The sequence below is a fragment of the Streptomyces fumanus genome (assembly GCF_014655295.1).
GTDB lineage: Bacteria > Actinomycetota > Actinomycetes > Streptomycetales > Streptomycetaceae > Streptomyces > Streptomyces fumanus.
The window spans coordinates 326,412-339,350 of record NZ_BNBI01000001.1 but is presented as its reverse complement, the minus strand read 5'-3'; the positions used below and the strand labels follow the sequence as shown (position 1 = coordinate 339,350).

Genomic DNA, 12,939 nt, shown 5'->3' with positions numbered 1-12,939 from the left:
CGCACTCCACGGCCGACGGCCCCCGTCGCCCGACCTTCCCTGGTCGGGTGACGGGGGCCGTCGCGCGTGACCGGCGAGGAACGCCCGCGGGCCGCTCAGCCGATCCGCCGGGGCAGCCGCAGGCCGAGCAGGCCGGTCAGGGCCACCGCCCCGAGCTGCACCAGCAGCGTGGTCAGCAGGGCGTCGCGCATCCCGGTCGCCGGGGTCAGCGACAGGAACAGGGTGCCGAGCGTGGCGACCCCCAGGGCGAGGGCCGACTGCTGGGTGGTGATCATGACGCCGCTGCCCACCCCCGCCCGGGCCGGCTCCACCTCCGACAGCACGACCCGGAAGATCACCGGGAGCTGGAGCGCCTGCCCGGCGCCGCACACCACCGCGCCGGGGAACAGTTCGACGACGCCTAGATCGGGCCAGTACCGCCAGGCGGCCAGGATCATCAGGCCGAGGCCCACCCCCTGGAGCACCGCGCCCGCCGGGACCACCCGGGTGCCGTACCGGGCGACCAGCCGCGGGCCCGCGAGCGAGACCAGGAAGAACACCACCGCGAGCGGCGCCAGCGCCAGCCCCGCCGCCACCGGACCCAGGCCCGCGCCCCGCTGGAGGGCGACCGCGACGACGAACATGAAGCCGCTGAAGCCGATCGAGAACGGCAGGATCAGCAGCAGCCCCCGCCGCAGCGACACCAACGCGAACAGGCTCGGCGGCACCAGCGGCGTACGCCCCGCGCGGTCCGCGCGCCGCTCCACCGCCCAGAACGCCGCCGCGACCGGCCCGAAGGCCGCCAGCGACAGCCAGGTCCACAGCGGCCACCCCGCCGCCCGCCCCTCGGTCAGCGGCAGCAGCAGTGCCAGCAGCGCCCCCGCCAGCAGCAGCGTGCCGGGCACGTCCACCGGCTCCGGGCGCGGCGAGCGGGTCTCGGGGACGGTACGGGCGGCCAGCGGCAGGCCGGCCAGCACCACCGGCACGTTCACCAGGAACACCGCCCGCCAACCGGTGCCCGCGAGGTCCGCGGCGACCAGGACGCCGCCCAGGACCTGCCCGGCCACCATCGACAGCCCGGCGGTCGCCCCGTACAGGCCCATGGCCTTCGCCCGGCGCGGACCGGTCGTGGTCGCCTGGATGGTGGCCAGCACCTGCGGCAGCATCGCCGCCGACGACGCGCCCTGCGCCACCCGGGCCGCCACCAGCGACCACGCGTCCGGCGCCAGCCCGCACGCCAGCGAGGTCAGCCCGAACGCCGCCATCCCGCCGAGGAACAGCCGGCGCCGGCCGAACAGGTCGCCGAGCCTGCCGCCGAGGACCAGCAGCACGGCGTACGCCACCCCGTACCCGGCGACGACCAGTTCCAGGACCGCCTCGCTCGCGGCGAGGTCGGCGCCCATCGTCGGCAGGGCGACGTTGACGATGAAGAAGTCGATGAGCGGAAGTGCCGCGCCCAGCAGCACCGTGAACAGTCCGGGCCCGCCCAGCGCGGGTGGCGCCGGGGCCGGCCGGACGGGGCGTGAGGTGATGGTTTCGGTCACCCCACGAGGCTCCCGCGGCGCTCAGGCGGGTACCAGAGTGTCCTTATCCCGGTAGTGGAAGTACCTGGCAACAGGCTCCGGGGGACGGCACGCTGGGACCATGACGACGACGGCCGCCCACGAGACCGCCACCGGCACCCCCACCGGCGAGGGTGCCGTCCGCCGGCACGAACTCGCCGCCTTCCTGCGCAGCCGCCGCGAGCGCATCAGCCCCGAGCAGGTCGGGCTGCCCCGCGGCCGGCGGCGCCGCACGCCGGGGCTGCGCCGCGAGGAGGTCGCCCAGCTCTCCGCCGTCGGCGTCACCTGGTACACCTGGCTGGAGCAGGCCCGCGACATCCAGGTCTCCGCGCAGGTCCTCGACGCCCTCGCCCGCGCCCTGCTGCTCGACCCCACCGAGCGCGCCCACCTCTTCCGGCTCGCGGGCGCCGCTGACCCCGCCCCGACGACCGACTGCCCGGCGGTCACCCCGGCGCTGCGCGCCCTGCTGGAGCAGATCGAGCCGTACCCGGCCTGCCTGCAGAACAGCCGGTACGACATCCTCGCCTACAACCGCACCTACGGCCTGCTGCTCTGCGACCTCGACGCGGTGCCGCCCGAGGACCGCAACTGCATGGTCCTCTCCTACACCCACCCGGAGTGGCAGTCCTCGATCGTGCACCTGGAGGAGGTCCAGCGGCTGATGGCCGCCCGCTTCCGGGCCACCATGGCCGCGCACCTCGCCGAGCCCGCCTGGAAGACGCTGCTCAAGCGGCTCCAGGACCAGTCGCCCGAGTTCCGCGAGGCGTGGCAGCGGTACGAGGTGGTCGCCCACCGCAGCAAGACCAAGGAGTTCCTCAACCGGCACGTCGGACGCCTCGTCTTCGACCACACCGACCTCTGGCTCGGTCCCGGCTCCGGGCCCCGGATGGTGACGTACGTACCGGCCGACGACACCACGCGGGAGCGGGTCGCCAGGCTGCACGCGATCGCGCGGGGGAGCGGCTCCCGAGGTGCGGAACCGCGGCCCATGACGGATGGTGAGGTTCACATCTGAGAACGGTCGTGGAGGACGGTCATGGCTGAGCAGAAGCCGGCGCGGACGCTCCCGGGGCCGCTGCACGCCGCCGCGTCGGCGGTGCGCAGGGTGCCGGGCGCCGGGATGGTCGGCAGCGCGGTCGGCGGCACGCTGGACCGGCTCGGGGCGGTGTCCCCGCGCGGTCGGCGGCTGGCGGTCTACACGGGGGCCGGGGTGGCGGGCCTCGCCGGGCTCGTGGAGTGGCCGGTGGCCGTCACGGGGGCGGCGGTGGCGTGGCTGACCAGGCCGAGGGGGGAGGGCGCGGGGTCGGAGGGGGAGGTGGTGCGGCTGGACGGGGATTCCGGGGGGCCCGGGAGTTCCGGGGATACGGACACGGCGGCGCGCGGAACGACGGCCGGCCCGGCCGGCGGCACCGGCGCGCGGGCGGGTGCGGCCGGTCCAGTCGGCGGCACCGGCGCGAGAGCGGGTGCCTCGGCTCGTGCGGGCACGACCGCGAAGGCGAACCCGGCGAGGACGACCACGTCGAGGACGACCACGTCGAAGGCGACCGCGAAGTCGCCACCCGCCAGGACCGCCGCCGCGAAGAAGACCGCCACCAAGGCCGCCGCCTCCAGGACGACGGCCTCCAGGGCGATGCCCATCAAGACCACCGCCGCGAAATCCGCCGCCGCCAAGTCCGCCGCCTCCAAGACCGGCGGAGTCGGGTCCGCCGCCTCGAAGCCCGGCGCCGCCGGAACAGGTGTCGCCAAGCCCGGCACCCCTAAGCCCGGCGCCGCCGGAACAGGTGTCGCCAAGCCCGGCACCCCTAAGCCCGGCGCCGCCGGAACCGGCGTCGCCAAGCCCGGAACCCCCAAGCCCGGCGCCGCCAAGCTCGCCGCCGCCAAGTCCGCCCCCGTCAAGCCGACGGTGACGGCGGCCCGTAAGGCGGCGGGCAAGAAGACACCCGCGCGGAAGGCGCCCCCGGCGTCGCGTGGCGGGAAGGCGGGCTGAGGGGGAGCGATGGCGGTCGGAGTGCTGACACGTTCCCCCGGCGCCGCCGCCGGTCTCGTCCTCGCCGGGCCCAAGCTGCTGGCGCGCGGCACCGCGCCCGCCGTCGGCGCGGCGGCCGGTGCCGTCGCGGGCACCGCGCGGGCCGGCGTACGCACCGCGGACTTCGCGGCGCGGGCGGCCCGGGTGGTCCGCGCCGCGCTGCCGGGCCGCACCGGCGACTGGCGGGCCGGCCCCCGCGTCCACCTCGCACTGCGCCCCGCCGGGACGGCCACGGCGGGCGGCGTGGAGCGCGCGGCCCGCCGGGTGGCCGCCGCGCTCGCCGAACACCCCGACGTGGCGCTCGCCTACTGGGACGCCGGGCTCTCCCGGCTGGTGGTGACCGCCACCGAGGACGCGCTCACCGACCTGGTCGTGGACCGGGCGACCGTCCTCGCCGAGCGGCACGGACTGACCCGCGCGCAGGCCCCGGACGCCGGGGCCGAGGAGCTGACCCACCCCGGCGACCCGACCTCGGTGCGGGTCGCCGCGGCCGCGCTCGGCGCCGACGCGCTGGGCGTCGCCGCCGGGCTGACCGCCGCCGCGCTGCGCCTGCCGGCCACGCCCCGCCTGCTCACCGCCGCCGCGACGCTGCTCAGGGAGAACCCGTCCTTCCGGGCCTGGCTGCGCGGCCGCCTGGGCAGCGCCCGGATGGACGTGGCGCTGGCCGTCGCCAACGCGGCCGTGCAGGGCGCCGGCCAGAGCCCGGCCTCGCTGGTCCTGGACGGGGCGCTGCGCGCCTGCCAACTGGCGGAGGCGGTGGCCCGGGGGGCCGCCTTCGAGGCCGTGCACGACCGGTTGTGCGCCCCGGAGCGCGGAAGCCTGCGCGCCGACGCCGCGCTCCGCCCGCCGCTGCGCACCTCCCCGGCCCAGGAGTACGCCGCCCACGCCTCCACCGGCAGCGTCGCGGGCGCGGTGGCGGCCCTGCTGGTCAAGCACGACCTGGCCGAGGCGGCCGAGGCGGTGCTGGCGGGCTCCCCGAAGGCCGCGCGGTACGGGCCCGCCGCCTTCCACGCCGTGCTGAGCGGCGCCCTGTCCCGGGCCGGGGTGCTGGTCCGGGACCCCGAGCGGCTGCGGCAGTTGGAGATGGCCGGCACGGTCGTGCTGCACCCCAGCGCGCTGCGCTCGCCCGGCGCGGGCGCCGACCCGTGGACCGAGGACGTGCTGGACGCGGCCCGCCGCGCCGGACTGCGCGTGGTGATGGTCGAGGACCCGGCGCTGGCCGACTTCACCGGCCTGGCGGACCAGGTGGTCAGCGGGCAGCGGCCGCTGCGCGAGGTGGTCGGCGAACTGCGCGCGGACGGCGGCGTGATCACCGTCGTACGGCCGTGTGCCGGGGACGGCGGGGAGGTGCTGGCCGGGCTGCTCGGCGGGGACGTGGCCGTGGCGCTCGCCGACGGCCGGTGCCCGGTGGCGTGGGGCGCGGACGTGCTCGCCCCGCACGGACTGGCCGATGTGTGGACGCTGCTGCGGGCGGTGCCGGCGGCCCGCGGGGTCGGGCGCCGTTCGCAGGTGCTCGCCCGGTCGGGGGCGGCGCTGTCCGGGCTGCTGGTGGCCGTCGGGGAGGCCCGCCGGGGCACCCGTTCGCCGCTGGTGCCGGGGCTGCGGCACGCCCCGGTCGACGCGGGCGCGCTGGCCGCCCTGGTGTCGGGGGCGCGCGCCGCGCTCGGCGTGGCGGTGGCCCGCGCCCCGCACCCCCGGCCCCGGGTTGCCTGGCACGGACTCGACCCGGACGGCGTACGGGAGAAACTGGCGGAGCAGCGGGAACCGCGGCCGTCGGCGGCCGAGCGGCTCGCCGCCCGGGTCCGCGCGACGGCGCGCAAGGCGTCCCGCACGCCCGCGCTCGCGCCGGTCGCGTGGACGGTGCAATTGGCCCGTGCGGTCCGCAACGAGCTGGACGATCCGCTCACCCCGGTGCTCGCCGTCGGATCGGCCGCCGAGGCGATCCTCGGGTCGGTGATGGACGCCCTGCTGGTGGTCGGCGCCCTCGATCTGAACGCCCTGGTCGGCGGGTTGCAGCGGCTGCGCGCCGAGCGGGCGCTGGCCGGGCTGCTCGCCCAGCAGCAGCAGAAGGCCCGGGTCACCGAGGCCGGCGCGGAACAGTCACCGGACGCGGCCGGTGAGGGGCGGCTGGTGGACGCCGCCAGGCTGCGGCCCGGCGATGTCATCGCGCTGAACACCGACGACGTGGTGCCCGCCGACGCCCGGCTGCTGTGGGAGGACGGCCTGGAGGTCGACGAGTCCGCGCTGACCGGCGAGTCGCTGCCGGTGGACAAGGACGTGGCCGCCACCCCCGGCGCCCCCGTGGCCGAGCGGCACTGCATGGTCTTCGAGGGCACCACCGTGGTCGCCGGGCGTGCCCGGGCCGTCGTGGTGGACACCGGGGAGCGCACCGAGGCGTCCCGCGCGGTGTCGCTGGCCGCGCGGACCCCGTCGGCCGCCGGGGTGCAGGCCCGCCTCCAGGAACTCACCGGCAAGGCCCTGCCGCTGACCCTGGCGGGCGGCGCCGCGGTGACCGGTCTGTCGCTGCTGCGCGGCGCCCCGATCCGGCAGGCGGTCAGCGGCGGGGTGTCGGTGGCGGTGGCCGCCGTGCCCGAGGGGCTGCCGTTGGTGGCGACGGTGGCCCAGTTGGCGGCGGCCCGGCGGCTGGGCCGGCGCGGCGTGCTGGTCCGCACCCCGCGCACGCTGGAGGCGCTGGGCCGCATGGACACCATCTGCTTCGACAAGACCGGCACCCTCACCGAGAACCGGCTGCGGCTGGTCAGGGCCGCCGGCGCCGACGGCCGGGTGCACCGCGCGGACGCCCCCGGGGCCGCCGAGGCGGTCCGCGTCGCCGCCCGCGCCTGCCCCCGGTTCGACGGCGACGGCGCCCGCCCCAGCCACGCCACCGACGAGGCGGTGCTGGCCGCCGCCGGGGACGACCCGGAGTGGGAGCAGACGGAGGGGCTGCCGTTCGAGACCTCGCGCGGTTACGCCGCCGCCGTCGGCCGGACCGGGGACGGCACGCCGGTCCTGGTGGTCAAGGGCGCCCCGGAAACCGTGCTGCCCGCCTGCCCCGACCTGCCCGGCCACGCCCCCGGCACCGCCCACGAGCTGGCCGGCGCCGGACTGCGCGTCCTCGCCGTCGCGCACCGCCCGCTGACCGCCGGCGAGGACCCGGCGGAGCTGCTGGAGGGCCCCCTGGACCGGCTCGGCCTGCGCTTCACCGGGCTGCTCGGCCTGTCCGACGTGGCCCGCGAGACCTCCCCGGCGCTGGTACGGGGGCTGCGCGCGGCGGGCGTACGGCCGGTGGTGCTGACCGGGGACCATCCGGGGACCGCCCGCGCCATCGCCACCGAGCTGGGCTGGCCCGAGGACGCCACCGTGGTCACCGGCGACGAACTGGCCGGTGCCGACCGGAGGGGACGCTCCCGGATGCTGCGCGACGCCGACGTGGTGGCCCGGGTGGCGCCGGAGCAGAAGCTCCAGGTCGTGGAGGCCCTGCGGGACGCGGGCCGGGTGGTCGGCATGGTCGGCGACGGCGCCAACGATGCCGCCGCGATCCGCGCCGCCGACATCGGCGTCGGCATCAACGCCCGCGGCTCGGCCGCCGCCCGCAACGCCGCCGACCTCGTCGTCACCGGGGAGGACCTGCTGGTGCTGGTGGAGGCGGTGCGCGAGGGCCGCGCCCTGTGGCACAGCGTCGCCGACGCCATCGCCCCATCCTCATCGGCGGCAACGCGGGCGAGGTCGGCTTCGGCATCCTCGGCACCGTCCTCGGCGGCTCGGCGCCGCTGTCGACCCGGCAGATGCTGCTGGTCAACCTGTTCACGGACCTGTTCCCGGCGATGGCCGTGGCGGTCACCCCGACCGGCGACGCGGCGGCGGCGGAACGGGCCGCGACCGCGCCCCTCGGCACCGCCGTCCTGGGCGAGCCGCTCATCCGGCAGATTCGGCACCGGGCCCTGACCACGGCCCTCGGCGCGACCATGGCCTGGCTGTTCGGCCGGTTCACGCCCGGCACCCGGCGCCGGTCCACGACGATGGCGCTGTGCGCGGTGGTCGGTACCCAACTGGCCCAGACCCTCGCCGACCGGCGCGGCAGCCGTCTGGTCCGGGCCACCTCGCTGGGCTCCGCCGCCGCCCTGGTCGCCCTGGTGCAGACCCCCGCCGCCAGCCGCCTCTTCGGCTGCACCCCGCTCGGCCCCCTGGCCTGGCTGGGCGTGGCCTTGGCGATCACGGCCGCCCTGGCGGGCCAGCGAGCCCTGCCGAGGCTGGAACGGACGATCGCGAAGGCATGGCCGGCCCTGACGGAACACCTCCCGCGCCCCACCCGCTGACAAGGACCCGCCCCCCCCCGAGGAAGCCCACCGGGCACCGACGACCCCCGGAACCGCTAGCCCAACCCCCGCCCGCGCAGCTTCCGAGCCCCCGGACCGCTCGCCTAGCCCCCCGCCCGCGCCGTCTCCGAGGCCCCCACCTCCGGTGCCGCCAGGTGCCGGGCCGCCCGGTCCGCCGTACCGCGTGCCCAGCGGCCCGTGGTGACCGCGCCGAGGAGCAGCACCGCCAGCCCGCACGCGGTGAGGATCCACCAGCCGGGGCGGGCCGCCGCGACGAAGGTGTCCCGGTACGCGGAGGAGCCGACGCCCGCGGCCAGGACCGCGCCGATCACCGCGACGCCGAGGGTCTGGCCCAACTGGCGGCTGGTGGAGGCGACGGCGGCGGCCACCCCGGCCTGGGCGCGGGGCATCCCGGAGACGGCGGTGTTGGTGATGGGCGCGTTGACGAAGCCGAAGCCGACGCCGAACAGGACGTACCCGAGGAAGAGCGTGACGTCGGAGGTCTCCGCCTCGAACGCGGCGAACAGCGCCCCGCTGGCCGTCATCGCGCCGCCCGCGATCAGCAGCGGCAGCATCGGCCCCCGGCCGGCCACCAGCCGCCCGGACAGCGGCGCGCACAGGAAGGTCGGCACGGCCATCGGCAGCATCCACAGGCCGGCGTGCAGCGCGCTGAGTCCGCGTACGTTCTGCAGGTACAGCGTGGACAGGAAGAGGAACCCGCCGAGCGAGGCGAAGGCGCAGACCGCGATGACGGTCGCCCCGCTGAACGGCGCCGACCGGAAGAACCGCAGGTCGATGAGGGGTTCGGCGCGGCGCGGCTCGTAGGCGAGCAGTCCCGCCAGCGCCACCACGGCGATCGCCGCGTACGGCAGCACCGAGCCGGGGCCGGCGTCCGGGGCCTCGATGATCGCGTACGTCAGGCTGCCGAACAGGGCGATCACCAGCACCTGTCCGAGCGGATCGGGGCGCCGCGCCCGGGGCGCGCGGGACTCGGGCACGTACCGCAGGGTGAGCAGCAGCGCGGCCAGCCCCACCGGCAGGTTGACCCAGAAGATCGAGCGCCAGCCGACCGACTCCACGAGCAGGCCGCCGGCCAGCGGCCCGGCGGCCATGGAGATGCCGACCACCGCGCCCCACACCCCGATCGCGCGGGCCCGCTCACGCGGGTCGGTGAAGGTGTTGGTGATGATCGACATGGCGACCGGGTTGAGCATCGAGCCGCCCACCGCCTGCACCATCCGGAACACCACCAGCGAGGTCAGGTCCGGCGCCAGCGAGCACAGCACCGAACCGGCGGTGAACAGCACCAGGCCGGTCATGAAGACCCGTTTGCGGCCGATCCGGTCGGCCGTGGAGCCGGCGAGCATCAGCAGCGAGGCGAGGACGAGGGTGTAGGCGTCGATCGTCCACTGGAGTCCGGAGGTGGTGGCGTCCAGGTCCCGCTGCATCGAGGGCAGGGCGACATTGAGGATCGTGTTGTCGATGCTCACGATCAGCAGGCTCATGCAGCAGATCGCGAGCACGAGCAGGCGTCGGCGACGGGTCGGCTCGGGCATGGCGCCCATCGTACGCCCGCTTCGATAGTGCGGCTAACTAATGACCCATACACGCGGGTGGGTGCCGGGCACCGCCCCGGGTGCGGGACAATGGAGCAATGTCCACGCCCCTGTCGATCGGTCCGCACACCGTCCAGCCGCCCGTCGTCCTCGCCCCCATGGCCGGGATCACCAACGCGCCCTTCCGCACCCTGTGCCGGGAGTTCAGCGGTGGCAAGGGCCTGTTCGTCAGCGAGATGATCACGACCCGGGCGCTGGTCGAGCGCAACGAGAAGACCATGCAGCTCATCCACTTCGACGCCACCGAGCGGCCCCGCTCGATCCAGTTGTACGGCGTCGACCCGGTGACCGTCGGCAAGGCCGTCCGCATGATCGTGGACGAGGACCTGGCCGACCACATCGACCTGAACTTCGGCTGCCCGGTCCCCAAGGTCACCCGCAAGGGCGGCGGCTCCGCCCTGCCCTACAAGCGGAACCTGCTCCGCGCCATCCTGCGCGAGGCCGTCACCGGCGCCGGCGACCTGCCGGTCACCATCAAGATGCGCAAGGGCATCGACGACGACCACCTCACCTACCTCGACGCCGGCCGCATCGCGGTGGAGGAGGGCGTGACGGCCGTCGCCCTGCACGGCCGCACCACCGCCCAGCACTACGGCGGCACCGCCGACTGGGAGGCCATCGCCCGCCTCAAGGAGCACGTCCCGGAGATCCCGGTGCTCGGCAACGGCGACATCTGGTCGGCCGAGGACGCGCTGCGCATGGTCCGCGAGACCGGCTGCGACGGCGTGGTGGTGGGCCGCGGCTGCCTGGGCCGGCCGTGGCTCTTCGCGGACCTGGTCGCCGCCTTCGAGGGCCGTACGGAAGACCTCGCCCGGCCGGCCCTGCGCGAGGTCGCCGACGTGATGGTCCGGCACGCCACCCTGCTCGGCGAGTGGATCGGCGACGAGGCCCGCGGCGTCATCGACTTCCGCAAGCACGTCGCCTGGTACCTCAAGGGCTTCGCGGTCGGCTCCGAGATGCGCAAGCGACTGGCCGTCACCTCCTCGCTGGCCGAGCTGCGGGCCGGCCTGGACGAGCTGGATCTCGACCAGCCCTGGCCGGCCGGCGCCGACGGCCCCCGGGGCCGCACCTCCGGCAACAACCGCGTGGTGCTGCCGGACGGCTGGCTGAAGGACCCGTACGACTGCGCGGGCGTCGGCGAGGACGCGGAGCTGGACACCTCCGGCGGCTGACCCGCCAGCCCCGCGCCGGACGCGAGGCGGAGCCGTAGGCGGTCAGGAAGCGGTCGCGGAACGCGCTCATCCGCCGCACCGGGGCGCCGCGCTCCGGGGCCGGCCCGTCCGTCCGGCCCCGCGCACCCGCACCCGGCAGCTCTCACGCACCCCCCACCGCGGTCAGCAGAGCCAGCGGCACCCCGGCCGACCGGGACTCCCGCACACACGCGTACGGGTACGGCACCGGCTCCGGATGCCCCTCGCGCCCGTACCCCGCGAGGACCTCCGGCAGCCGGTGCCCCGCCGCCGTCGCCGCGTCCACCAGGCCGTGCGCCACCGTCCGCGCCTCGTCGTGCAGCCCGTACCGGGCCAGCCCCAGCGCGATCAGCGCGTTGTCGTGCGGCCACACCGACCCCCGGTGGTACGACAGCGGGTGGTACGCGGGCTGCCCGGCCGCCAGCGTCCGCACGCCCCACCCGGAGAAGAAGTCCGGTTCGAGCAGCCGCCGTCCGACCAGCTCGCCGTACTCCTTGTCCAGCAGCCCGGACCAGAGCAGGTGCCCCGCGTCGGAGGCCAGCGCGTCCACCTGCCGTCCGTCGCCGTCCAGGGCGAGGGCGGGGAAGGAGTGCTGCGGCATCCAGAAGTCCCGCTGGAAGCGGTCGCGCAGGTCGCCGGCGGCCTGCTCCAGCAACTGCGCGTAGGTCTCGTCCGCCCACACCGTGCGGGCCAGCCAGGCCGTGCGGCGCAGCGCGTCGTACGCGTAGCCCTGGGCGCCGGCCGCCATCACCGCGCCGCTGGGCCGGGTGCCGTCGGCGGAGCAGATCGCGCCCGGGGAGTCCTTCCAGTTCTGGTTGGCGAGGCCGCCCCGGTCGGCGCGGTAGACCAGGTAGCCGCGCGAGGTCAGCCCGCCGTGGTCCAGCATCCAGGTGACCGCCGCCCGCGCGGGGGCCTCCAGACGCCGGGCGGCCGCCGTGTCGCCGGTGTGTTCGACGTAGGCGCCGAGCAGCACCAGGAAGAGCGGGGTGGCGTCGACCGAGCCGTAGTACCGCCCGTAGGGGACCTGCCCGAAGTGGGCGAGTTCGCCGTGCCGCACCTCGTGCACGATCTTGCCGGGCTGGGCGACCGCCGCCGCGCCGGGCGCGGTGTGCGCGGGGGCCTGGGTGGCGGCGAGCGCGGCGAGGGTGTGGGCGGCCGGGCGGGACCGGTAGGGCAGGACGAACAGGGAGGTCAGCAGGGCGTCCCGGCCCAGCAGGGTGAGGAACCAGGGCGCCCCGCCGGCCGGCACCCGCAGGTCCTCGCCGTCGGGCCCGGTGGCCGGGATGTGCAGCGCGGCCAGGTCGGCCAGGCCCCGGGCGCAGGCCGCGGCCAGCTCGGGCCAGCCGGTGGGGAAGGTGATGCCGTCGGCGAAGGCGTCCTCCTCGGCGATGAGCTGGGCGCTGACGGCGGCGGGGGAGCGGGGCACCCGTACCGCCCGTTTCTGCCCGTGCGGCCGGGCCAGCACCCGCAGGACGACCTCCGCGGTGCCGTGCGGCGCGAGGTCGAGGGACCACACCAGGCGGCGGGCGCCGGTCCCGGTCTCCTCCACGGCGTCGGGCGCGGGCTCGGCGGACACCGTCGTCACCGAGTGCCACTCACCGCGCCGGTAGCCGAACTCCACGCCGTACGGCAGCACATGGCGGGTGCGGACGGCGCCGGGCTTGGCGTAGGTGCGGTGGTCGGCGCGCAGCTCGAACTGGTCGGCGAAGTCGGCGTCGGCGGTGACCGCGAGCCGGACCGTGGCCGGCGTCGGGCGGTTGCCGGTCACCCGTAACGTTTCGATGAACACCCCGTCGGTGACGGCCTGTTCACGGAAGACCGTGTACGCCGGGGGCTCGTCCCGGCCGCCGCGCGGCACCAGCACGCAGCGGGCGGTGTCGCCGCTCGCGACCGGCGCGAGGGGCTCCGGCACGGCGCCGTCGACGGTGAGCTGCCACCGGCTCAAGTGCCGCGCGTCCCGCACGAACAGGCCGTCCGGCGGCCCCCCGCCGCGCACCCCGCTGATGTCCCCGCGGTCTCCCACGGCGGCGAACGTCTCGCCGCGTACGAGCAGATGATGCCGGTCCGTCATGCCCGGCCCCCCTCCCTGGTCACCGCTGTCGGCGGTCGAGGCTGTGCTGAGCTGTGCGACAGGTGGTGCGTACGGGCCGCGAGCCGCCGGGGGTGGCCCGCCATACTGGTGAGCGGTCCCCGGAGACGTCCGGCCGGGCCGGTTCGGCGGCGGCCGCCATAGAGTTACGCCTATTTAAC

General features: G+C 76.6%; 7 protein-coding genes and 1 pseudogene. 4 read left to right on the top strand and 4 right to left on the bottom strand.

Annotation, left to right across the window (positions count from 1 at the left end; all coding sequences use genetic code 11):
• Positions 1–95: 95 nt before the first annotated feature.
• Positions 96–1,523 (bottom strand): MFS transporter, encoded by a 1,428-nt coding sequence (locus tag IE316_RS01450; protein ID WP_190202218.1) that lies wholly within the window; start codon positions 1,521–1,523, stop codon positions 96–98.
• 100 nt (positions 1,524–1,623) lie between these two features.
• Between IE316_RS01450 and IE316_RS01445 the strand changes: the two genes are divergently transcribed.
• The gene (locus tag IE316_RS01445; protein ID WP_190202217.1) at positions 1,624–2,556 is read left to right on the top strand and encodes an MmyB family transcriptional regulator; all 933 of its coding nucleotides are present in this window, start codon (positions 1,624–1,626) and stop codon (positions 2,554–2,556) included.
• A gap of 179 nt (positions 2,557–2,735) precedes the next feature.
• Here IE316_RS01445 and IE316_RS35860 read toward each other — a convergent pair whose 3' ends face one another.
• Positions 2,736–3,179, bottom strand: a complete 444-nt coding sequence (locus tag IE316_RS35860; protein ID WP_190202216.1) for a hypothetical protein — start codon at positions 3,177–3,179, stop codon at positions 2,736–2,738.
• Here IE316_RS35860 and IE316_RS01435 point away from each other — a divergent pair.
• Both IE316_RS01435 and IE316_RS01430 read left to right on the top strand, forming a co-directional pair.
• Positions 3,172–3,528, top strand: coding sequence for a histone (locus IE316_RS01435; RefSeq protein ID WP_190202215.1), 357 nt, complete (start codon positions 3,172–3,174; stop codon positions 3,526–3,528). The genes IE316_RS35860 and IE316_RS01435 overlap by 8 nt on opposite strands.
• 9 nt (positions 3,529–3,537) lie before the next feature.
• Positions 3,538–7,883: pseudogene (locus IE316_RS01430) on the top strand (cation-translocating P-type ATPase).
• A gap of 104 nt (positions 7,884–7,987) precedes the next feature.
• Here IE316_RS01430 and IE316_RS01425 read toward each other — a convergent pair.
• Positions 7,988–9,439: an MFS transporter gene (locus IE316_RS01425; RefSeq protein WP_190202214.1), complete on the bottom strand. Its 1,452-nt coding sequence runs from the start codon at positions 9,437–9,439 to the stop codon at positions 7,988–7,990.
• Positions 9,440–9,537: 98 nt separating this feature from the next.
• On the opposite strand from IE316_RS01425, the gene dusB reads away from it, so the two are divergent.
• Positions 9,538–10,671, top strand: a complete 1,134-nt coding sequence (gene dusB / locus IE316_RS01420) for a tRNA dihydrouridine synthase DusB (RefSeq protein ID WP_190202213.1) — start codon at positions 9,538–9,540, stop codon at positions 10,669–10,671.
• A 142-nt stretch (positions 10,672–10,813) separates the two neighbouring features.
• On the opposite strand, the gene IE316_RS01415 is transcribed toward dusB, so the two are convergent.
• On the bottom strand, positions 10,814–12,760 hold the full coding sequence (locus IE316_RS01415; RefSeq protein WP_190202212.1) for an amylo-alpha-1,6-glucosidase: 1,947 nt from the start codon (positions 12,758–12,760) through the stop codon (positions 10,814–10,816).
• Positions 12,761–12,939: the final 179 nt, after the last annotated feature.